This window comes from Desulfosporosinus shakirovi, from assembly GCF_020595055.1.
GTDB classification, from domain to species: Bacteria; Bacillota; Desulfitobacteriia; order Desulfitobacteriales; family Desulfitobacteriaceae; genus Desulfosporosinus; species Desulfosporosinus shakirovi.
On the sequence record NZ_JAJDOO010000028.1, the window covers coordinates 42,123 to 63,555 of the forward strand.

Genomic DNA, 21,433 nt, shown 5'->3' on the forward strand with positions numbered 1-21,433 from the left:
GGAGGGGTAGCTTTGAAACAGTTAAGGATTCTGGTATTTTCTGCTGGGTTTGGAAACGGACATTTCCGGGCTGCGGAAGCCGTAATTGAAGGCCTACGTCTTAAGGCACCTGAGGCAGAAATCATTCATTTGGATTTTGGCGATTTTTTGAGTAAGCGGCTAAACACAATGGCCAAAATTGCTTACCTTGAAATGACGAAATACACCCCAAAAATCTGGGAAAAGCTGTATAATATTACTGATAGGTTACAACCTGAATCGAGGATTCAACGTTTACTGAAACAGATGGGTCGTAGGGATTTTCTTCAATACATTCAGGCCTTTGCGCCGGATCTTATTGTCTGTACCTATCCAACCATCTCTTCGATTTTAGCCCAGCTGAGACTCGAACAACTTCTTCAGGTGCCGATTATCACCGTTATAACAGATTATACTCTCCACAGTCACTGGGTTCATCCAGGGGTTGATCGATACATGGTGGCCTGTGAGGAAGTAAAGGCTAGTTTAGTATCCTGGGGAATCAAGGCCCCACGTATTCTCGTGACAGGGATACCGGTCAGCCCAAAATTCGACCTGGAAATGGATCGAGGGAGCATAATTTCCAGGTTAGGATTAAGAACAAATATCCCCACCTTTCTAGTAATGGGGGGAGCTTATGGGGGTTCTAAAAGCGTAACAAGAATCTGCAAAACACTGACAGACTCTCCTGTACCAGTCCAGATGATTGTTGTTTGTGGTAAAAATACAAGACTTTATCATTCTTTAGGAGAGGTTATTGAGGACTCAGTGAACCCCATGGTACGCTTAAGTTACGTTCATAACCTAGAGGAACTAATGTCCGTCTCCGACTTGATCATTACTAAGGCTGGAGGTTTAACGGTTTCCGAGGCACTGACGAAACACTTGCCCTTGGTTATCTATAAGGCCATACCAGGTCAAGAAGAAGAAAATGCGCGTTTTGTAGAAGGTTTGGGCGCAGGACAGGTTGCAGGCACAGAAGAAGAACTGGGATGGATTCTCAAACGTTTTTTGAGCACTCCTAAAGAAATGGAGAAAATCCGCGCGCAAGCGGCCATCGCTTTACCGGGCCACTCAACGGAACGGGCAGTTGAAGCTATGCTGCAATTAACAATGAATAGAAGAAACGAGCAAAAAATCGGATAGATATGTTCCTTAGAATTTTGAAGGGAGGGTCCAGAAATATGAAAAAAAGAGAAATGTATGACTGTCTTGTCGTCGGTTGCGGCATGGCAGGCACAGTTATAGCGCGTGAACTGGCGGAACGGGCAGGTAAAAAAGTACTGATCCTTGAGAAGAGCGGCCATATAGGCGGAAATGCTTATGATCTCCTCGATGAGAGCGGAATTTTAGTCCATCAATTTGGCCCCCATATCTTTCATACGGACAACAAAAGGGTCTTCAATTATCTCTCTCGGTTCACAAGTTGGCGAAATTACTCCCACGAGGTCGTGGGGGACATCCACGGAAAGCTAATACCGATTCCTTTTAATCTTAATTCCCTCCATTTGGCCTTTGAACCTAATAAGGCAGCACGTATAGAGCAAAAGCTGATCGCCATTTATGGCCTCGGAAGCAAGGTGCCCATTTTGGATCTGCGTCGACAGTCCGATGCAGAACTTGCGGACCTTGCGGATTTCATCTACAACAATATATTTTTATATTACACGCAAAAGCAATGGGGCCTGGCGCCCGACGAAATTGATGCTTTGGTTACCGCCCGTGTCCCTGTCCTTATCTCTTATGATAACCGCTACTTTCAGGACACTTATCAGGGTATCCCTGCCCAGAGCTATACATCGCTCTTCGAGCACATGTTAAATCACCCCAATATAGAGCTCCGTCTTAATTCCGATGCCCGCAGGTTACTCCGGCTGGAATTCGGGAACGTGTTTTTTGACGGTGCCCCCTTCAACGGCACCGTAATATACTCAGGACCGACGGACGAACTGTTTGATTGCCGCTACGGAAGCCTGCCCTACCGGACTTTGGACTTTGTCTTTGAAACTCACAATCTCACCCGGTACCAGTCCAGGGGGACTGTGAATTATCCTGTTGACCAAGACTATACTCGTATCACCGAATTCAAACACCTCACGGGACAAACTTTGGACGGACGAACGACCATCGTCAAAGAATATCCGCGGGCCTATAGGGGCACCGACAGCGAGACTCCCTATTATCCAATCCAAAACCCTGAAAATGCCACCCTTTATGAGCGATACCGGAAGCTTAGCGACCAATTTCCCCAAGTTCACTTACTGGGCAGGCTTGCAGAGTACAAATACTACAATATGGACGCTATCGTTAATAAGGCCTTGAAGCTTGCTGACACCTTAATAAGGTAATGAGTGTGGTGTCTTATTTATTTTTTAGGCAGACTTAAAGCGCAGAAAGGGAGCTTATGTTGAAAATAATTACATTTACCGTACCCTGCTACAATTCAGCGGCTTATATGGAACGCTGCATCGATTCTCTTCTTCCCTGTGGAAAAGATGCGGAAGTTATTATTGTCAATGATGGCTCTACCGACGACACCCAAGAAATTGCCGATCAATATGCCTTGCAATACCCTGATATAGTACGAGTGATCCATCAAGATAACGGAGGACATGGGGAAGCGGTCAATACCGGCCTAAAAAACGCCTCCGGTCTTTATTTTAAAGTGGTGGATTCAGACGACTGGCTCGATGGCCCAGGTATGATTGAAGTGCTGCACACCCTTAAAACCTTCGTGGGTGGCAACTCTGCTCCTGATATGCTGGTCTGCAACTATATCTATGAAAAGCTGCTGGAAGGGACCAGGCACGTCATTAAATATAGCAATGTCTTTCCCAACAATCAGATCTTCGGTTGGGATGACATGAGGAAGTTCCCCCCCTGGAAATATCTTCTGATGCATTCGTTGATTTACAGAACACAACTACTGCACAAATGTGGCCTTAAATTGCCAAAACACACCTTTTATGTCGATAATATTTTTGTTTATCAGCCCCTGCCTTCAGTGAAAACTATCTACTATCTGGATGTGGATCTTTACCATTATTTTATCGGGCGGGAAGACCAATCTGTCAATGAACGTGTCATGCTTAGAAGAATTGATCAGCAACTCATGGTAACGCGCATCATGATAGGATGCCACCGTCTCCCTGGGAGCATAGCCAGCAAAAAGCTGTCCAACTACATGCTGAGCTATTTAGCGATGATGATGATAATTTGCACTGTATTCCTAAGGATTTCCGGCACAGAGGAAGATAATCGGAAGGAAAAAGAGCTTTGGTCCTTCCTCGCAAGCTGCGACAACGGTCTGTACCGCCATGGGAGTATCAGGTTCTTGAGGATGGTTGCCAACCTGCCCGGAAGTTCCGGCAATAAAATCACCGTCAGCTTATACAACATAGCACGCAAAGTCTATAAATTTAATTAAGGCATTAAGGCATGCAATCAATAGAATCTTGGACCAAGGGAGCAAATGAATGTCCACTAAAACAAAACTAAAACTGTTTATAGGTATAATCATGACCGCCGTCATTATCTATTACTCCATTGAGGCCCTCAAAGGCTTGCATGTAAGCGTGCTTTTCCAGACTGACATCAATTGGGGCCTTGCGCTGGTTTCAGTGGCTATCTTTGGGTATGCCAACTATATTCGTGGACTTGCCTATACACGGGGTATTGACCGGGACATGGACAGAATGACAGCTCTTCAAATTGTGGGTATAGGGCATGCTTCGAACATGGTTTTGCCCTTCCACATCGGAGAGGGGCTGCGGGCGGCTTTTTTTCCGAAGGGATACAGTGCCATCAAGATAACCAACCTGCTGATTATTCCCGCCGTGGCAGATTTTGCGGCAATTATGATTCTCTCAATCGCCGCAGTTCCCTTTGCCGGATTTAAAGATCAAAATTTGTTAAATGCCTTGTGGATTCTTACCTTTCTCAGTATTGCCGCGTTTATAGTGTTCGTGATTCTCATCTTTTTTCATTCGCCCCTGCGCAGCTATCTCAGTGACTATTTAAATGTTGACACGGTGAAAATGATGAATTGGGTGCTCCTTTCCTGGGTCATGCTGCTTGTATCCACCTGGATTGGCCTTGTCGCCTTCGGCTTCCCCTGGGTGGCGTCCATTCGCCTGTCCCTTGCCGTATTTGCCGCCACCAATATCATTAATTTTATTCCGGCCACGCCTGGTGCCATCGGCCTTTTTCAATACGGGACAATTCTGGCCCTTGGGGGTCTGGGAATTGATCCGACTACGGCACTGTCAGCGAGCTTGCTGTTGCATCTGATCCAATATGCTGCACTCCTGCCCCTGGGAGGTTACCTCTACCTTAGATCCCTTCATGGAGAATACGGAGAAGCCCTCGGGAACCTGTGGCACAGAAATCGCCAGAAGGACAGGAAATCGCTGAAACTAAAACGCACAAAATAACGATAATTTGGAGATGAAAACTATTAAACTTTTATCAATTGTTGTACCGTCTTATAATTCCCAGGACTATCTTCGCCACTGCCTGGACAGTGTAGTCAAGGGCGGGCAGGAGGTGGAGGTTATTGTGGTGGATGATGGTTCTACGGATCGCACGGCGGAGATCGCCCGGGAATACTGCGCTCGTTTTCCCGGAATTGTCCGCCTTGAGCAGAAAGAGAACGGTGGCCATGGCTCGGCAGTCAACCGCGGACTGGAGGTGGCCACGGGTAGGTATTTTAAGGTTGTCGACAGCGACGACTGGCTGGATACTTCCGACTACAAGTCGGTGCTTTCCTTGCTGGGCGGCATTGACTCCATTGACCTGCTGATTACCAACTATGTCTACGAATATTCCTATAACGGTAAGCATAAAGTCATGGGCTTCAGTAATGTTTTTCCACAAGGCAAGGTTATTACCTGGGACAGTATGGGTCGTTTTCGCTTCGACCAGCTAATGCTGATGCACTCCTTGTTTTATCGGACGGATTTGCTGCGGGAGTGCGGCCTCAAGCTGCCGGAACACACCTTTTATGTAGACAACCTTGTCGCCTATCTACCCTTGCCCTATGTGAAGAGCTTCGTTTATCTGGACTGTTCTCCCTATCACTATCTCATTGGCCGGCCCGGTCAGTCTGTCAACACCCAGGTCATGATCAAGCAGATTGACCAGCAGCTTAAAGTAACGCGCCTGATGATTGAGGAGTACAATCTTTTCAAGGATATTGCAGGTGAGAAACTTAGACGCTACATGATTTTCTATCTTTCCATGATGATCGCCATCACCGTGACTCATATCTACATCCCAGAGGATGAAAAGCTTAGCGGCCAGGCCGACGAGCTTTGGGACTTTATAAAGCAAAAGGATGAAAAGCTGTATACTGTACTGCGCAAGGACTTTCTCAATTCAGGCATAAGGTTTGGGCAGAAAATCAGCCCACGCCTTATATCTCTTGGCCTTAAGCTTATTAAACGCATCTATAAGTTCAGTTAAAATAAGCTTACCAAGTAGTAAGCATCATTTTTATAGGATGGTTGCGTGTACCGTCGATGACGATTCCGATTTTTGATCCCTCATAATTGTCCAGCTCCGCTCTTACCCTATCGTTTGTGTTCATCCTTAGACTTCCTGCAATCGATGAATAGTAGAAATGTGCAAAAAATCGGATAGTCGATTTTTTTGGAGGGTCACATTGTTTGTGCTTATGATATCAGGTATTATTGAATCAATGACAGGGAACAATCAATGTGATAAAACCCTTTGTGTTGTAGGAAGAGAGGTTAGTATGAAAATACGAAACAGAATTTTCATTTCTAATACAGTCATGGTTTTGGTTTCGTTGGTTACTTTACTAGCCATCACTGCAGCCTTGGTTAATTTAAATGAAAATATCAATACAGAGATTGCCAAGGCGAAGCTGGATGAAAATGTGTTTGAGGTCCAAAGCTTGTTTGAACAATCACCTGCAATCATGCTTGAATATGAAACTCTTAGTAAGAGTCTTTCAAAATACAATTACCAATTATTTGTGATGGTAGATGGTAAGAAAAAATACTCTAATTTTGATCCTGATGATGAAGAAGAACTGACGGAGTTTCTTAAAGTAATTGATTTAGCGAGAGTCCATGCCAGCGTATATTATCGGGATTCGTTGACTGTCGTAAGAAGATCTATTCTAGTCGAGGATCATGAATATAAGATCGTTGCAGTAAATAACGCCGATGATGAATTCACCTGGTTTGGTACAAGTTTTGAACGATTTATTATTCATTTTATTCTCATCGGTTTGGCGGCCAGTTTGGTTATTTTAGGAATTAGTCAGTTATTTACCAGGAGCCTTGTAGAACGAATTATGAAACCTATCGATCAGCTGATGGATGGGGCAAAACGAATTGAAGAAAAAAATCTGGAAGATCCGATTGTTTATGCGGGAGAGGATGAATTTGAGACAGTATGTACTTCCTTTAATCATATGCAGAGCTATTTATTCGAGGAACAGAAAAAAAATGCCACCTACGAGAAGGCGAGAACGGATATGGTATCAGGTATTTCACATGATTTACGCACACCCCTTACTTCCGTAAAGGGCTATATAAAAGGGTTAAAAGATGGGATCGCTAATACTCCGGAAAAACAACATCAATATCTGGACATTGCTTATGCGAAGGCCTGTGAAATGGATGTCCTGTTGCAGCGCTTGTTTTATTTTTCCAAAATGGAAACGGGAAACATGCCCTTCTATCGGCAAATGACTGACTTAAACGAATTCATCCTGAAGTTTGTCGAAGGATGTAAAAATGATTTAGAGACAAAAGGTGCCAGTATTTCCTTTGCAACTTCGGGAAAAATCCATTTGGCTTCCATCGATATAGATCAAATGCAACGGGTATTAACGAATCTGGTTGAGAACAGCTTAAAATATGCCAATACGAGCTCTTTGGAGATTAAGATTTCACTTACCCAAGAGAAGCAGCGCGAGGTAATCGTGGTTTCTGATAATGGACGTGGTGTGGATGCAGATAAACTTCCCCACTTATTTGAACAGTTCTATAGAGGGGACGAGTCGAGGAGTAAGAAAAACAGTGAGGGAAATGGTCTTGGTTTATATATTGCCAAATACATTGTTGAAGCATTTGACGGAGTCATTACAGCAGAGAATGATCAGGGACTAAAAATCATAATATCTTTACCCCAGGTAACGGAGGACATGTAGTGAGCAAGATTCTAATTGTAGAAGATGACAATGAAATAGCTATGCTGGAAAAAGATTACCTGGAAATCAGCGGCTATGAAACAGAACTGATTCAGGATGGCTGTAAGGTTGTAGACGCTGTATTGACAGGAGAGTATGATTTAATCTTATTGGACTTGATGTTGCCGGGCAGCAGTGGGTATGATATCTGTCGGGAAATACGAGACAAAATAGATATTCCTATCTTGATGGTGACAGCCAAAACAGAATCCATTGATAAGATACGGGGATTAGGTCTTGGGGCAGATGACTATATTGCCAAACCCTTTGATCCGGCAGAATTGGTGGCCAGAGTAAAATCCCATTTAAGCAGATATGAACGACTAGCCGGTGGCGGCTTGAAGAACAAACCGACGCCGGTTACATCAGCACAGCAGAGGATAATCCAGATTGGGAATCTAAAGATTATTGCATTGAGCTATAAAGCTTATCGTGGTGAACAGGAAATCAAATTTCCAAATCGAGAGTTTGAACTACTGAGGTTTCTGGCTATGAACCCTGATATTGTTTTTTCAAAGGAGCAAATTTTCGAGAAAGTATGGGGATATGAATATGTGGGTGACAGTGCAACTGTGATGGTGCATATTAATCGCATCCGAGAAAAGATTGAGGAAGACCCTGGTAATCCCAAAATCATAGAAACGATTTGGGGAGCGGGGTACCGACTAAATGCCTATTATGATAATATGTTATAATTCAAGTAACTTTACAGTCATGATCGGAGAGGGATAGACTTAACTATATATAATGTGGCATCATAGGGCTGACAGGATTGTTAGCCTTTTATTGTTATTAGTGGAAGGAAGGTAACAATGGTTTACTTAAGTATTTTTACATTTCCCAATGACGAGATGGAATTCGACTTCTTCCTTGAGGTAAAAAGAACATGTTATGACGTGTTTTATCCATTTAGGGTTTTATCCACACATAATTTTGAGAGAATTGATTTTGAGCCGGTTACCATTTTATATGGAGGAAACGGTTCGGGAAAATCTACGGCCTTAAATGTGATTGCCGAAAAAACAGGCATCAATCGAGATTCTATTTATAATAAATCTAATTTTTATCCCAACTATATTAATATGTGCGGGATGCACCTGGAGGCAGATATTCCTGAAGACAGCCGAATTATTACCAGCGATGATGTATTTGACTATATGCTGAATGTCCGTAATCTCAACGAAGGTATAGACCAAAAACGAGATAAACTCTTTGACGAATATTTGGATGCCAAGTATTCTCAGTTTCAGATGAAGTCCCTATCCGATTATGAGCTGCTTAAAACAGTAAATATGGCTAGAAGTAAAACACAGTCTCGATTTGTGAGAAAGAAATTGATGGCCAATGTACGAGAATATTCCAATGGAGAAAGTGCATTCTTGTACTTTACCGAAAAAATTACTGAAAATGGACTTTATATATTGGACGAGCCTGAAAACAGTCTGTCTCCCAAACGACAGATGGAATTAATGAAATTTATTGAGGATGCCGCACGGTTTTGGAACTGCCAGTTTATTATCTCAACCCATTCGCCGTTTTTACTTGCCTTGCGGGGAGCAAAAATATATGATCTTGACGAGAATCCGGTAGATGTTAAACGGTGGACGGAATTGGAAAATGTGCGGACATACTATGAATTTTTTAAACGATATGAAAAAGACTTTTTAAAAATGCTGGACTAAATCGGGCTGTGAAGTGGTCAGGTACTTTTTCAACGCCGGCTGTCGGGTCCACTGTTACGAGCAGTTGATCCAAGTCTATTTCGACTAATCCAAGAGATATGGAATCTCAAACTGAAAAGAATAGAGGTTTCTCGGTTACGCAAGCACGGAACATGTTGTGGGAAGCTGGTTATAGTATTACTTAAATAATTATAACCTGAGTGGGGTCGGTTGCAACTTTGCCGGGTACAGCTATTCTTTATCTCATAATTCGAGGTTAGTAAACTTTCAAACATTCCATAGCATCCTAAAGAGCTAAGCTTTGTTAATTCAAGCTTAGCTCTAATACTAACTATAGTTTTAATTAATTGGGGGGCTGAGGAGAAGGCCCCCTATTTCTTGTCACAATCTCTGAGCTCCACAAACAGCAGTTCAGCAAGAAAAGCATAGGTGCGGATAATACATATAAGAATCGCTACAGTGAACCACCACTGCCAGGTATTAAACATGCTCGGTCCAGCAATTTATACTTACATCCTGCATTAAGGTGAACGACATCAAATGATCAGTTAAGGCAGGTAGGGGATTAATGTATGGATTTGAAACAAAAGATGCAAGGGAGAAAGTTCTTGCTGGATTCTCCGGGAGATATAGCTCACGCATAACGGAATTAATAGTATCACATAATAAAGTGTCTAATACAAATTAGGAAGAGTTGAGTGTATGTTTAGTTTCTTTCGAAAGAAAGAGGAGAAGAAAGCAAAAACTGAAAACCAATCGGTGCTCTCTGCCTCCCTTAAATTAACCAATTCCGTCGAGGCAAACATCAAATTATTTAAAGACATTTTCACAAATGATGATACTTTGATTGTCAGGAATTTTCAGAATAAGTATTTAAAAGCTGCGGCCTGCTGTGTTATCTACATTGATGGCATGGTAAATACCGAAGTGATCAATGAGAACATTATTCAGCCTATTTTAGGCGGGAATTTAAAGGAAGAAATTTCTGATGGCAACCTGCTGGAAGAATTGCAGTATAAAGTAATTGCCTCCAGCGATGTCAAAGAAGCAGCCAATATTAACGATCTGGTCGAGTCTGCAATCAATGGTGATACGGTCTTGCTGGTGGAGGGCTATAAGCAAGCTCTCATTGTAAGTACCAAAGGATGGCAGACCAGGCCCATTGATGAACCCTTGGCCGAGAGGGTCGTGCGCGGACCAAGAGAAGGTTTTGTCGAGTCCTTAATCATAAACCTGTCCTTAATCAGGCGGAAAATCAAAAATCCGGACTTGAAGTTTCAATTTAAAGAATTGGGATCAAGCACCAAGACCAAAATCTGCCTTTGCTATATTGAAGGGGTGGCCCCCGAAAAAGTTCTTCAGGAATTGATTCACCGGCTGGATAACATTGAAATCGATGGGATTATGGATTCCGGCTATATCCAGGAACTCATCAAAGATGCTCCCTTATCGCCTTTGGAAACGGTAGCTTCCACAGAAAGACCGGATAATGTAGCCGGGAAGCTGCTGGAAGGAAGGATTGCAATTGTCGTTGACGGAAGTCCGTTTGTGCTCACGCTGCCGTTTTTGTTTGTTGAATATTTTCACGCCGATGAAGATTACTATAACGACTCCTTATTTACAACCGTCAGCAGAACCTTAAGGATGATCGGTACCTTTGCAGCAATATTCCTCCCGGCAATTTATGTATCACTGACAACATTTCACCAGGAGATGATACCGACACCCCTTTTATTAAGTATTACAGCTGCCAGACAAGGCACGCCCTTTCCGACAATCCTGGAAGCGGTGATCATGGGTTTTTTGTTCGAAATCCTGAGGGAAACCGGGACGAGAATGCCTGCGCCAATTGGGCAGACGGTAGTTATTGTGGGGGCATTAGTCCTGGGGGGAGCAGCGATTGAAGCAAGGTTTATCAGCGCTCCTATGGTTATCGTCAGTGGATTGACGGGTATTACGGCGCTCCTGACCGTAAAGTTTAAAAGCTTTCCCATAATTCTCAGGCTATTATTGTTATTCCTGGCTTTTCTTATGGGCTTTTACGGAATTATCTTCGGTTTAATCGGACTGGTTATTTATTTTATGCAAATGCGTTCCTATGGCGTCCCCTATCTGTTGGGGACTACTGCTTTTGATGAGAACAACATCAAGGATACGGTTACCAGAACACCCTGGCGGCAAGTGCATTTTCACCCCCGGCTCCCGGTGGTGGAGAACCATGAGTCAGATCATAGAAAATAGAGGTAAGCAGCTTCATGAAATCGACAAGTAAAATTCTATCAGTGATCTTGATTTTAGCGAATACCCTGTTTTTAGCCGGTTGCTGGAACTATCGGGAGATCGATACCCTGAGGTTTGTAGCAGGGATAGCCATTGACAAAAGCGAAACCGGCGATCAATATCTGTTAACCGTCGAAACGGTGGATATTAAGAACGGTGGAGAATCAATCATGAATTCAAACACCATGACAGTGGCTGGAGATACGCTGTTGGACGCTAAAAAAAATATGGATTCTATTTCCGGGAAAAAGTTGTATTTTGCTCATACCAGGATCGCGGTTTTAAGCCAGGATGTGGCGAAAGAGGGGGCAGTAAAAGTTATTGATTGGTTAGCCAGGAACGCCGAGCTCAGGGAAGATATTGAAGTGCTGGTATCCCAGGAAAGCACTGCCAAAGAAATACTGGAAACCGGGAGCAAAACGGACCAAATCATTTCCTTTGAACTGGACAAAGTGTTAAAAAACCAAAAAACTATCGCCAATGCTCCTGAGAAAGAGTTATGGACTTTGATCAACGATTTAGGTGGCAGCGGTATTTCTGCAGTCCTTCCTTTGGTGTCCCTCAAGAAAGTCAATAGCCGAACCTTGCCCTCTGTGACGGGAACCGCTGTCTTTAAAAAGGATAAGTTGGTCGGCTTTTTAAATGTGGATGACACGAGGGACTTGCTCTTTATTCAAAACAAAGTTGATGGCGGATCACTTGTCCAGAATGGGGAAGGGGACAACGCCGGTACAAAAGTATCTTTAAAAATATTAGAAAATAGGACAAAACTAAAACCTATTGAGAAAGATGGGAATCTAGAAATCTCCATTGAAATTAAAACTACGGTTGCCATCGATGAGATCGAAGGCACGGAAAACTATATCGATGAACCGGGAAGGCTTAGGCTGGAGAAAAGTGCCGAAGAGAGTATGAAAAAGAGCCTTGAAAATGTAGTTCAAGAAGTTCAAACGAAGTACAACAGCGACATCTTCGGGTTTGGAGCTAAAGTTAAAGCGGATATGCCCGGCACTTGGAAAGAAATTGAGACATTATGGGGCGGCAAATTTAAAGATCTAAAGGTTTCTGTTCATCCGGAACTTACCATCAAAAATAGTGCCGCATTCTCTCAACCTCTTAGAATTGGAGATTAAGGTATGGTTGTTTTAGTCATTTTTTCCTATGCATTCATTATCTATTTAGATTTGATGCCTTTATACAGGAAAAAGCTTTGGCGGGATTTTGGCGTCAATATGGCCCTTACTCTATTGACCTTTGCCATCGCCTTTTTAATAAGCTTGGATGTAGCAATACCCAGTCCGGTAAATCCAATCAAAAGTTTAATAATTTCAATCTTGGGGAAGTAGGTTAGTTATGATTAAGGAAATGATTACTTCTAAACAGGGGGTTTACCTATTAATCCTGTTCATGATAGGAAGCAATCTGTTTATGGGATTGGCTCCGGTTGCCAAGAGTGACGCCTGGATTGCGGCTCTTGTGGGAATGTTGATGGCTCTGCCCATAATTTTTATCTACGCCAGGCTGCTCTCACTTTTTAAAGGAAGGGATATATTCGATATACTTAATTTGGTTTTCGGGAATGTTTTAGGGAAAATAGTAGCCCTGGCGTATATTTGGTATCCCTTGCATTTAGGAGCCATGGTCATAAGAGATCTTGGAGAATTCTTTAACACTGTGGCCATGCCGGAGACACCCATGCTTTTGCCCATGCTTTTTATGGGTTTTTTATCCATCTGGGCGGTCATGGCGGGAGTGGAGGTTCTGGGACGCTGCAGCAAAATTTTCTTCCCCATCGTTGTTATTATCATGTTTGTAACCACCTTGCTTGTCATTCCTTATTTGAATTTTGCCCACCTCAAACCGGTAATGTATGACGGGATTGGGCCTGTTTTAAACAGCGCCTTTGATATCTTTTCTTTTCCGCTTGCTGAAACGGTGCTTTTTCTGGCTGTTTTTTCTGCCTTGAAGACCGATAAGTCAATTTACCGGGTATATTATTCGGGGCTGTTTATCTTTGCGGCCATCGGTGTCCTTCTTACCCTAAGAAATATCCTTGTTTTAGGCGGTGATATTGTCAGCGTGGTTAATTTTCCCCTCTATGTTGAAGTTAGCCGGATAAATATTGGCGAATTTATCCAGAGAATAGAAGTTTCTGTTGCTACGACATTTGTAATTACCGACTTTATAAAAGTGAGTGTATGCTTGTATGTTACCTGTATCGGCATCAGCAAATTATTCGGATTAAATAATTACAGGTCAATTGTTGTTCAAACAGGCCTCTTAATGGTTTTACTGGCTTATATCATGTATGAAAATATCATGGATATGATTTATTTTGCTTTTGAGATCTATGCTTATTATGCCCTGCCCTTTCAGGTGATTTTACCGGTCATCATCCTGGTTATTGCTGAAATAAGAATAAGAGCGGGTCAATTACAAACAGGGAAGAGATATTGAATTTGATAAGTTGGTGTCAATTGTAGAAGGAAATACCATTCCAATACTTGGTATGTGGTAGAATATATATGGACTCTAGGATTTACTATCATATTGAACCAGAGGTAATTGACGAATATGATAAAGGCGAATTAGGGATAATTCCATTTGAACAAAAAAGGGGAATAGCGCTATAGGACAATTGGGAGCAGGAAAGGATAACTTGAGTGGAATAATAGATATTGCTGTTATGCAATCGTTGATCAGCTTAAACATTTCCGATACCTACACTTTTAGGAACTTTGACCTGAAACCAACTAATATGATAAAACCAAACAAAGATGTTGAACCCTACCCCTTTAATAATTTGCAGTTTTAAGTGTTGAATCGATTAAAACTTCTCCATTGCAAACCGCATTATGAATTCCATAACTTTCCCATTTTTGAGTCCCCAAATGATTGGGAGTAGAATTTTTTAGTGATTTTGCGGATTTGGCCAATGTTTCTTCTTTTTGATTGTTTGCTTTGAGTACCCCATCTTCATAAATTCCATTATATGCGGAAATAGATGAACAAGTTTCAGTAGCGGTCGTTACAGAATACCCAGTTATTGATATCCCGGTACTCAGATTATTAGACATACCCATAGACCAAGCGAAAACACTTGTTGCAGTACATAGAAAAATAGCTAAGGTTGTCCCGATAATTAATTTTTTCCTATTCATTTATTTTCCCTCCTTAGTCTGCGTCTTGACTATGATTGGTGCATCTTTTGAAATGTCAAATTCAGTAAGGGTAATAGTTTTATCTTCATGTTTAATTGCTATCAAAAGTTTATCGTTTCCTTCTAAGTAAATTATTGGTTTAAAATCCCCGATTTTATTATCTTTACTCAGCAGTAGAATAGCAGAAAGAACTTTTTTGTTTATATCGCTACTTAATTTTGATATATTCTTATCGAATATATCGTTCATAAAGTAAGATTTCATTTCTTTCTTACTATTTAAGTCAAAAGTGTCAGCGACTGACTTTTGCACCCTGAATTCCTCATCCAGATAATAACTGTCAGAAATAGCGGGGTTAGAAAATGCAAAAAATGATAGTCCAGCTAATAGCCCAACAGATAAAACCAAACCTTTTACCGAGAATAACATTTTTTTCATAAAAACTTGGCCACCTTCCATTTTTATACTTTACTAAGGATAACCATTTCTCCATATTTTAGTTTTTTCCTTCCACAAAAACCATTTATACTGTCGGTATTAAGAAAATCGTGATAGTAGGATTTGTTTTACCTCCTAGTAATAAAAATATAAATAAGATCTAAACGTTAACCTATAAGACGTTACCCTTTTATAACACTCACAGATTTAAACCTTATATATTCAATATGACAGAGATAACTCATTTTTAGTCCTATAATCAACCATATTCTGAAATTTCGAAATTGAAACGAACCGCTGCGAACAGCAAAGAGGCCTTTGATGAACATGTTCCTATGCACGTCAAAGATGACCTTGTAGAGAAAAGGTTTCAAGGATCAGATAAGTACAGATATACTTACGATGATATTGCAGAGAAACATGAGATAAACAGAAATCTTGTATCTATTTAACTGTGGATTCGAAAGAACCAGCAGTTGGCGTATAATTGAGTTATACAAAAAACCAAATCACAGAGTAAAAATTATACCGATTGGATCGGTAACAATTAAAAGGATGGTAAGAAAATGGAGATTGATAGTATTATTTTTGATTTAGACGGCACACTTTGGAATTCCATAGCAGGAATTTGTGAGGCCTGGCAAACGGTCTTAGCCAACTATCCCCAGATTACAAAAGCAGTAACCCCTGAAGATATGCAGGGCTGCATGGGGCTGCCAATGGATGAAATAGGCAAAAAGTTGTTCCCGGAATTAAATGAAGCTGATCAAAAGAAATTAATGAAAGAATTCTGTGAAACAGAACAAGCTCATTTAGAAGAACATGGCGGAATGTTATACCCTAAATTAGAAGAAACCCTTGAAAAGTTAGCTCAAAAATACAAATTGTTCATAGTTAGTAATTGCCAAGATGGCTATATCCAAGCCTTCTTTAAGGCCCACAGCTTAAATAAATACTTCAGTGATTTTGAATGTTGGGGTGTAACAGGGCTGTCGAAAGGGGAAACCAATAAAATCCTCATAGCAAGAAATGAACTAAAAAAACCTATTTATGTAGGAGATACCATGGGAGATGCCCAGTCAGCCAAAGTGGCGGAAATTCCGTTTGTATATGCCAGATATGGCTTTGGTAAGGTTGAAGAGTATGATTATGTGATTGATTGTTTTGAAGAATTGTTAACGATAATATATGCCTGAAAAACCGAACACTATAGCCGCTGTAGCATCATAGATGTCTTGACTCGTGGCTGATTGAACGTACTCCACGGCTAAAAAGCTGTTCAGTTCAAAGAATTAACGATTCATGAAGGAGCCGTTCATTACGGCAGAGTAATGTACGAAATGTTCAAAGCAATTCCCGTGCCGAAAAACTCAAAGAATTGAACTCAATGAAGACAAAGGGATATAATCGCCCGAACAGTCAATGGCGGCGGCAGACTGGTGATTGACGGGCTCCATGTAGATTCTGAGCAATGAGGCAGGAGTTATGAGATATGGGGCCTATATTAATAATCAATTACTAAATCCTACAACCGATCAATAAACTGTGTCGGACATATTGAACACCATAGAGGATTCAGTCCTAAACAAAAATAATAGACCAGGCATATAGAGCCTGGTCAGATTAAATTATTTATATGATTCGAATCTAAATAATTTTTTCAATTTACATTTTCTATTTAGACGCAATTAAACGTGGTTTAATGGCCGGTTCCGCTAAGTCGTAATCATCTTTACTTAAAATTCTCCGAATCAAATCACGATTAGTTAACAGGTTAATTAAGATATTCTCCTCTTTAGTTTTTTTAAAGCGGGCATCTGTGAGAATATTAAGGGGTCGATAAAGGGGGCTGTCTTCTATTTGTAATGTCTTAAACACATTTTGATCACTTTCTTTGCTGACAGTTAAGGCGGAAATGATGGTTATACCCAGTCCGGCAGCTACGGCATGTTTGATCGCTTGAGTACTTCCTAACTCCATTGCTATATTTAACTGCGCAGGGTCAAGTCCGCTCTGCTTTAGCATAATCTCCATCACCTTACGAGTTCCTGAACCCTCTTCTCGGGTCAAGATGCGCTCGTTCAAGAGTTCTTCGAGTCTAATAGTTTTTCTCGCTGACCAGGGATGGAAATTAGGAATAACAACGACCAACTGATCTTCCCAGAAACTTTCAACATTTAGATTTTTGTTTTTGCCCACAGGCCCCTCAATCAAGCCAATATGCATTTTTTTCTCTAAGATATCTTGGGATATGGATTCAGTATTGGCAATTTTAACCTTAAACTCAACTTCCGGATGAATTTTGTACAAAAATGTTATAAGATGCGGAAGTATATATTCCCCGATGGTCAAGGTTGCGCCGAGACTGATTATTTTTTTCTGATTCTTAGTTAGAGCTTCTATCGCCTCTTTAGCAGACGTTAAGGTATCCAGAACACTTTGAACATAACCGTAAAAGACTTTGCCCTCTTTTGTTAAACTTACGCCTTTATTTGATCTGTTAAAAAATTCTGCACCATATTCTTTTTCAAGACTCTTGATTTGAACAGTAACGGATGGTTGACTTATATGAAGTTTCTTAGCAGATAACGAAATATTGTTAGTTTTAGCTACTTCTTGAAATACAAGCAAGCGTTCATCCATAATATGATCCCCCTTCGCAGTAAGCTAATCCAAACACTGATAATTTCATTCAGTATTAATCCAAGTGTATTTGAATCTCCATATGAATTTCCTATCTATGACCAGTTAAATATCAGCATAACTAACATCTGTATCCACATAAACCACCCAATTATAAGGCTTTGACTCTATAATACAAAGTAGCACATTACCTTCAGCATTACTGTCGTTGACTTGACAAATCATTTGTCGTTTTTTCGACAAAACTCTACTAAGTGTTGTCCAAGAAATTTCATATTCAGAATCGCATTCCGAATTTAAGCTGCACCCAGGTGAATATCTTCCTGGAGTACCTTGACAAAAGCTTCAGGCGGGCGCAGTCCTCCGGAGGAGTCCCCTGAAAAAATATGTAAGATGGCAAAATATCTTTTCCAATGTTCGGGAATGAAGACAAAAGAAGGGGGCTAACGGAGGCCAAGGCCCTGCTCAAGTATGGAGAGTGGGGCAAGTGGCTGGAGGAGTCGGTGGATTTCTCCCAGAGCAGGGCCAATAAACTGATGCGTATCTTCAAAGAGTACAGAGACAGACAGCCTAGCGCCTCAAATTCGGATTCGGATCCGAATTTGAGGCGCTAGGCTGTGCTTATTTTAAGGATCCTAAAGGAGGACCGGGCGCAATTCATCATTGATATGGATATCGAGGGAATGACCAACAGTTATCGGACTCAAGGAGCAAAATAAAGGTAAATACATATTGTTAGGCGAATAATAATCTGACTATTAGTAGATTAAGCGTAGGAATGATTGCTAGTCTTTTATAAATGAGAGGGAGTGTCGGTTTGCTAATCAGAAAAGCAAAGTATGAGGATTTAGATATAATCATAGAAATATTTAAGAATGCTATTAAGCTAATGAACGACAACAATATTAACCAATGGGATGACCTTTACCCGACTACGACAGATCTTGAACAAGACGTATTAAATGGACAAATGTTTGTTGGAATTAAAGATGGCGAAATAGCTTCAGCCTTAGTGATTAATAATGAATGTGAAGAAGAGTATAAGAATGGCAACTGGAGATATGACAATGACAAGTTTGCTGTTATACATCGACTGTGTGTTAACCCAATCTACCAAAATAACAAAATTGGGAAAGACACTATGGTAAAGATAGAAGAGATATTGAAGACAGAGGGAATTCAATCTATAAGATTAGACACGTTTTCTCTAAATCCATATGCCTTAAAAATGTATCAAACTCTTGGATATCAAAAGGTTGGAGAAGTAAAGTGGAGAAAAGGGTTATTTTATTTACTTGAGAAGGAATTATAAAGGACTTTTTGTTTAACATTATTCTGATACCACCCAGGAAGATGATAATAACACCAGCGTTTTGCGATTAGAAGGCTGGGGTGCTATTATCATAACTTCTTTACCCCAAAATATGAGACAATATGAATGTAATAACCAGACTTCGGGAATTCGCGTGACTTTCCAATACTGGGCAATGGGAATTGTCTTAGGATCAATCATTTCAGTCTTTGGAAAACAAAAAATTCACCGATTATTTAGCGTCCTGCAAAACAAAAAAACTTGGGGGACTTGGGGTGATCCTTGCCAGCGTGCAGGGGATCGCCTCTCCTCTCTGCATGTATGGAACGATACCCATTGCCGCTTCCTTTTCGGAAAAGGGCAATACCGGAATTCTCAAAGAATCCTTATCTTTATAGAGAATATAGAGCTGATATTGAGACTGGATTGTATTATTTGCAGAGTCGGTATTATAGTCCTGAGTGGGGAAGGTTTATTAATGCGTACGCTTTAGGCGGAAAAGTCGGAGACTTGCTAAGTCATAATGTATTTGCTGTAAACATAAATTCATTTGACGATCGTCACTGTATATGGTACTATGCATATAGGAGGTGAAACGGTTGAGTAAGCTTAAAAAGTTACTTGAGAAAATAAAGAATAACCCCCGACAAGTACGATTCGAGGAACTTGATAAGCTACTGCTACATTACGGATTTTCAAAGAGGCAGCCTTCGGGTGGATCAAGCCACTATACATACAAACTTGGTGAATCCAGATTAACTGTACCGTTCAAAAAGCCTCATATTGGTGAAGCCTACGTTGAGTTAGCACTTAATGCTTTAAAAGGAGTGATAGACGATGAACAAGACGCTTGATTATTATATGGGTTTACCGTATAGCATAACGCTTCATCCATCTTCTGAAGGCGGTTATGCTGTAGCGATTCCGGAACTGCCTGGTTGCATTACTCAAGCTGATACCGCCAATGAAGCACTGGCCATGATCGAGGACGCCAAAAAATGCTGGTTGGAGTCTTGTATCGAGGATGGCGTCGAAATTCCTGAGCCTACTAGAGATGACTACTCAGGAAAATTTAATGTACGGGTCCCAAAGAGTCTCCATAGACATTTATCAGAACTCGCCAAAAAGGAAAATATAAGTCTTAATCAATTAATCCTTTATCATCTTTCGAGGAGTGCCGGATTTAAAGGTTAATGAATTGGAGCGGGGCCGTTGCAAAACGAACAGAGTTGGATTTACTAAAGAGGTTCCGGTGCTATTGGAGCAACTTGAGGACTTGCTTAAAGGAGTTTAACCTTGAGGCAGGGAGGAAGACAAAGACAAAATCTTATACCTTATATTCACTACAATCGCTAATTAGTTAGAATTCAGTATAGAGTAAAATAGCGTAAATCTTGGAGGTAATTAATGGAAATGTGATTCCAATTAGAATTATATACGATTTATAAGTATCGAAATATTTTAGTACGAGAGAAAATCATTTAAACTTTAAAACGTGTCGAATCGTCTTCGTTTAATTGGTCAACATTGCTTTTTAATGTCAGGGGATTTTCTATTTCGTTAGATTTGACCTTAGTGAGTCGTTTAGGACCTATGACCTTGGTTCTCTTAGTTTAAGTGGAATCTTATACTAGCCTCATATCGCGTTAGAGCCTTACAGAGCCCCTAGAGGGGTGGTTTTAGGACTGATTACAAGTCAACAGACTCTACACGATACAACTATAGAATTTTTAAGTAATTATTCTCTAAATGAAAAACTGTACTTGACATTACTGAGTAAAGAAAACTCCAGCATATATTTCGAATTGCACCAGGGTTGTAGAATGTTAAATAAGAAAACGCACATTGTAATAATAGCCCAATAACCTTGATTCTAGCAAAATCAAGGTTATTGGGCTATTTTAGGCTACTCCACTAGGGAATTAAATATTATACTTTACATAATATCTATTTCATCTAATCCTCAAAATAGGGGAAGGGGCCTCAAAGCCGCTTGTAGTACGGATCTTAGATAAACGTTTTATTCTACTACTACGTGTTAAATGTGAATTATGCGCATACTCTCCATTTCAAGAGCAAATTTTCAAAAAGAGAAAGTAAGTTTTCTGAAAGTAATGAGGATTTCATAGAAAATGCTTATTTAGTATAACCCAATGATATTGAATGTATATCGACCAAACAGTTTTGAAAATCAAGTAATAACTTAGGGGGAACTTCAACTAAACGCAGTGGTCTGCAATGTAAACCAAACTCCTGGAATCGTTTGTAAAGCAACGACCTAACCTACCTTATAATGATGAGATAGGAAATCAGAACGAACAGGTAAGCTGTCCGTTCTGATTTCCTATCTCTTATATTTTTCATATTGCTTTTTACGAAGTTTATGAGAACTCCTCGCATAAACTTCGATGTGTCTTGGGTTTTTAATTCCCATTAGAGTACCAATAACTTGGGTAGAAGCCTCCTTTTCAAGTAACTTAGTTGCATAGGTATGGCGAAACATATGTGGCGATAGACGACTTAGTGGAGCAACCAATAATTTGTATTTCTTAATAATATCTTGGATACCGTTAACACTATATCGTTTTTTAGTTTGGGATAAAAATAAAGCTTTCTCATCATTATAATGGTCTAGGAAAACTCGACAAGATTTTCTGAAAAGATAATGAACCTGATA

The 21,433-nt window shown here is 40.6% G+C and carries 24 protein-coding genes; 20 read left to right on the top strand and 4 right to left on the bottom strand.

What is annotated here, in order from left to right; genetic code table 11:
• The first annotated feature begins 12 nt into the window (after positions 1–12).
• From LJE72_RS19360 to LJE72_RS19415, 12 genes are all read left to right on the top strand, one after another.
• Entirely contained in the window at positions 13–1,164 is a 1,152-nt protein-coding gene (locus tag LJE72_RS19360) for an MGDG synthase family glycosyltransferase (RefSeq protein ID WP_229249637.1), read from the top strand.
• 38 nt (positions 1,165–1,202) lie between these two features.
• The gene (gene glf, locus LJE72_RS19365; RefSeq protein ID WP_229249638.1) at positions 1,203–2,366 is read left to right on the top strand and encodes a UDP-galactopyranose mutase; all 1,164 of its coding nucleotides are present in this window, start codon (positions 1,203–1,205) and stop codon (positions 2,364–2,366) included.
• Between the two features lie 56 nt (positions 2,367–2,422).
• Complete coding sequence (locus LJE72_RS19370) at positions 2,423–3,445, top strand: glycosyltransferase family 2 protein (protein WP_229249639.1); 1,023 nt, start codon at positions 2,423–2,425, stop codon at positions 3,443–3,445.
• Between the two features lie 49 nt (positions 3,446–3,494).
• Positions 3,495–4,451: a lysylphosphatidylglycerol synthase domain-containing protein gene (locus LJE72_RS19375; RefSeq protein WP_229249640.1), complete on the top strand. Its 957-nt coding sequence runs from the start codon at positions 3,495–3,497 to the stop codon at positions 4,449–4,451.
• A gap of 13 nt (positions 4,452–4,464) precedes the next feature.
• Complete coding sequence (locus tag LJE72_RS19380; protein ID WP_229249641.1) at positions 4,465–5,481, top strand: glycosyltransferase family 2 protein; 1,017 nt, start codon at positions 4,465–4,467, stop codon at positions 5,479–5,481.
• 205 nt (positions 5,482–5,686) lie between these two features.
• On the top strand, positions 5,687–7,201 hold the full coding sequence (locus LJE72_RS19385) for a sensor histidine kinase (RefSeq protein WP_229249659.1): 1,515 nt from the start codon (positions 5,687–5,689) through the stop codon (positions 7,199–7,201).
• The gene (locus LJE72_RS19390) at positions 7,201–7,935 is read left to right on the top strand and encodes a response regulator transcription factor (RefSeq protein WP_229249642.1); all 735 of its coding nucleotides are present in this window, start codon (positions 7,201–7,203) and stop codon (positions 7,933–7,935) included. The genes LJE72_RS19385 and LJE72_RS19390 overlap by 1 nt, the downstream gene beginning before the upstream one ends.
• A 117-nt stretch (positions 7,936–8,052) precedes the next feature.
• The gene (locus LJE72_RS19395; RefSeq protein ID WP_229249643.1) at positions 8,053–8,922 is read left to right on the top strand and encodes an AAA family ATPase; all 870 of its coding nucleotides are present in this window, start codon (positions 8,053–8,055) and stop codon (positions 8,920–8,922) included.
• A gap of 702 nt (positions 8,923–9,624) precedes the next feature.
• Positions 9,625–11,163, top strand: coding sequence for a spore germination protein (locus LJE72_RS19400; RefSeq protein ID WP_229249644.1), 1,539 nt, complete (start codon positions 9,625–9,627; stop codon positions 11,161–11,163).
• A 14-nt stretch (positions 11,164–11,177) separates the two neighbouring features.
• Complete coding sequence (locus tag LJE72_RS19405) at positions 11,178–12,335, top strand: Ger(x)C family spore germination protein (RefSeq protein WP_229249645.1); 1,158 nt, start codon at positions 11,178–11,180, stop codon at positions 12,333–12,335.
• Between the two features lie 3 nt (positions 12,336–12,338).
• Positions 12,339–12,548, top strand: a complete 210-nt coding sequence (locus tag LJE72_RS19410; protein ID WP_229249646.1) for a hypothetical protein — start codon at positions 12,339–12,341, stop codon at positions 12,546–12,548.
• A gap of 7 nt (positions 12,549–12,555) precedes the next feature.
• Positions 12,556–13,659 carry a GerAB/ArcD/ProY family transporter gene (locus tag LJE72_RS19415; RefSeq protein ID WP_229249647.1) on the top strand — a complete coding sequence of 368 codons (1,104 nt, stop codon included), beginning with the start codon at positions 12,556–12,558 and terminating at the stop codon, positions 13,657–13,659.
• Positions 13,660–13,997: 338 nt separating this feature from the next.
• Here the strand turns inward: LJE72_RS19415 and LJE72_RS19420 are convergent, their stop codons facing one another.
• Together LJE72_RS19420 and LJE72_RS19425 are read right to left on the bottom strand one after the other, a co-directional pair.
• Positions 13,998–14,363 (bottom strand): hypothetical protein, encoded by a 366-nt coding sequence (locus LJE72_RS19420; RefSeq protein ID WP_229249648.1) that lies wholly within the window; start codon positions 14,361–14,363, stop codon positions 13,998–14,000.
• Positions 14,364–14,801, bottom strand: coding sequence for a hypothetical protein (locus LJE72_RS19425; RefSeq protein ID WP_229249649.1), 438 nt, complete (start codon positions 14,799–14,801; stop codon positions 14,364–14,366).
• Between the two features lie 284 nt (positions 14,802–15,085).
• Here LJE72_RS19425 and LJE72_RS19430 point away from each other — a divergent pair, with 284 nt between their 5' ends.
• Together LJE72_RS19430 and LJE72_RS19435 are read left to right on the top strand one after the other, a co-directional pair.
• A complete protein-coding gene (locus LJE72_RS19430) occupies positions 15,086–15,253 on the top strand; it encodes a hypothetical protein (protein WP_229249650.1) in 168 nt (55 codons plus the stop codon).
• Positions 15,254–15,367: 114 nt separating this feature from the next.
• Positions 15,368–15,997 (top strand): HAD family hydrolase, encoded by a 630-nt coding sequence (locus LJE72_RS19435; RefSeq protein ID WP_229249651.1) that lies wholly within the window; start codon positions 15,368–15,370, stop codon positions 15,995–15,997.
• A gap of 478 nt (positions 15,998–16,475) precedes the next feature.
• Here LJE72_RS19435 and LJE72_RS19440 read toward each other — a convergent pair whose 3' ends face one another.
• Positions 16,476–17,444: a LysR family transcriptional regulator gene (locus LJE72_RS19440; protein WP_229249652.1), complete on the bottom strand. Its 969-nt coding sequence runs from the start codon at positions 17,442–17,444 to the stop codon at positions 16,476–16,478.
• A 413-nt stretch (positions 17,445–17,857) separates the two neighbouring features.
• Between LJE72_RS19440 and LJE72_RS19445 the strand changes: the two genes are divergently transcribed.
• From LJE72_RS19445 to LJE72_RS19465, 6 genes are all read left to right on the top strand, one after another.
• Positions 17,858–18,058, top strand: coding sequence for a DUF3102 domain-containing protein (locus tag LJE72_RS19445; protein ID WP_396391509.1), 201 nt, complete (start codon positions 17,858–17,860; stop codon positions 18,056–18,058).
• 203 nt (positions 18,059–18,261) lie between these two features.
• The gene (locus LJE72_RS19450) at positions 18,262–18,756 is read left to right on the top strand and encodes a GNAT family N-acetyltransferase (protein ID WP_229249653.1); all 495 of its coding nucleotides are present in this window, start codon (positions 18,262–18,264) and stop codon (positions 18,754–18,756) included.
• A gap of 275 nt (positions 18,757–19,031) precedes the next feature.
• The gene (locus tag LJE72_RS26570; protein WP_312038947.1) at positions 19,032–19,154 is read left to right on the top strand and encodes a hypothetical protein; all 123 of its coding nucleotides are present in this window, start codon (positions 19,032–19,034) and stop codon (positions 19,152–19,154) included.
• 28 nt (positions 19,155–19,182) lie between these two features.
• Positions 19,183–19,350, top strand: coding sequence for a hypothetical protein (locus LJE72_RS26575; protein WP_229249654.1), 168 nt, complete (start codon positions 19,183–19,185; stop codon positions 19,348–19,350).
• Entirely contained in the window at positions 19,347–19,610 is a 264-nt protein-coding gene (locus LJE72_RS19460; protein WP_229249655.1) for a toxin HicA, read from the top strand. Before LJE72_RS26575 ends, LJE72_RS19460 begins: the two co-directional genes overlap by 4 nt.
• Complete coding sequence (locus LJE72_RS19465; protein WP_229249656.1) at positions 19,594–19,950, top strand: type II toxin-antitoxin system HicB family antitoxin; 357 nt, start codon at positions 19,594–19,596, stop codon at positions 19,948–19,950. Before LJE72_RS19460 ends, LJE72_RS19465 begins: the two co-directional genes overlap by 17 nt.
• A 1,150-nt stretch (positions 19,951–21,100) precedes the next feature.
• Here LJE72_RS19465 and LJE72_RS19470 read toward each other — a convergent pair.
• The coding region (locus LJE72_RS19470) for a tyrosine-type recombinase/integrase (RefSeq protein WP_229249657.1) at positions 21,101–21,433 on the bottom strand (333 nt) is incomplete at its 5' end.

What these genes read in the sequence shown, in the direction of transcription:
- LJE72_RS19415 (WP_229249647.1), top strand. Translation starts at nt 12,556, where the DNA reads ATGATTAAGGAAATGATTACTTCTAAACAGGGGGTTTACCTATTAATC.
- LJE72_RS19440 (WP_229249652.1), bottom strand. Translation starts at nt 17,444, where the DNA reads ATGGATGAACGCTTGCTTGTATTTCAAGAAGTAGCTAAAACTAACAAT.
- LJE72_RS19435 (WP_229249651.1), top strand. Translation starts at nt 15,368, where the DNA reads ATGGAGATTGATAGTATTATTTTTGATTTAGACGGCACACTTTGGAAT.
- LJE72_RS19465 (WP_229249656.1), top strand. Translation starts at nt 19,594, where the DNA reads ATGAACAAGACGCTTGATTATTATATGGGTTTACCGTATAGCATAACG.
- LJE72_RS19370 (WP_229249639.1), top strand. Translation starts at nt 2,423, where the DNA reads ATGTTGAAAATAATTACATTTACCGTACCCTGCTACAATTCAGCGGCT.
- LJE72_RS19425 (WP_229249649.1), bottom strand. Translation starts at nt 14,801, where the DNA reads ATGAAAAAAATGTTATTCTCGGTAAAAGGTTTGGTTTTATCTGTTGGG.
- LJE72_RS19410 (WP_229249646.1), top strand. Translation starts at nt 12,339, where the DNA reads ATGGTTGTTTTAGTCATTTTTTCCTATGCATTCATTATCTATTTAGAT.
- LJE72_RS19405 (WP_229249645.1), top strand. Translation starts at nt 11,178, where the DNA reads ATGAAATCGACAAGTAAAATTCTATCAGTGATCTTGATTTTAGCGAAT.
- LJE72_RS19375 (WP_229249640.1), top strand. Translation starts at nt 3,495, where the DNA reads ATGTCCACTAAAACAAAACTAAAACTGTTTATAGGTATAATCATGACC.
- LJE72_RS19395 (WP_229249643.1), top strand. Translation starts at nt 8,053, where the DNA reads ATGGTTTACTTAAGTATTTTTACATTTCCCAATGACGAGATGGAATTC.
- LJE72_RS19420 (WP_229249648.1), bottom strand. Translation starts at nt 14,363, where the DNA reads ATGAATAGGAAAAAATTAATTATCGGGACAACCTTAGCTATTTTTCTA.
- LJE72_RS19380 (WP_229249641.1), top strand. Translation starts at nt 4,465, where the DNA reads ATGAAAACTATTAAACTTTTATCAATTGTTGTACCGTCTTATAATTCC.
- glf (WP_229249638.1), top strand. Translation starts at nt 1,203, where the DNA reads ATGAAAAAAAGAGAAATGTATGACTGTCTTGTCGTCGGTTGCGGCATG.
- LJE72_RS19445 (WP_396391509.1), top strand. Translation starts at nt 17,858, where the DNA reads ATGTTCGGGAATGAAGACAAAAGAAGGGGGCTAACGGAGGCCAAGGCC.
- LJE72_RS19400 (WP_229249644.1), top strand. Translation starts at nt 9,625, where the DNA reads ATGTTTAGTTTCTTTCGAAAGAAAGAGGAGAAGAAAGCAAAAACTGAA.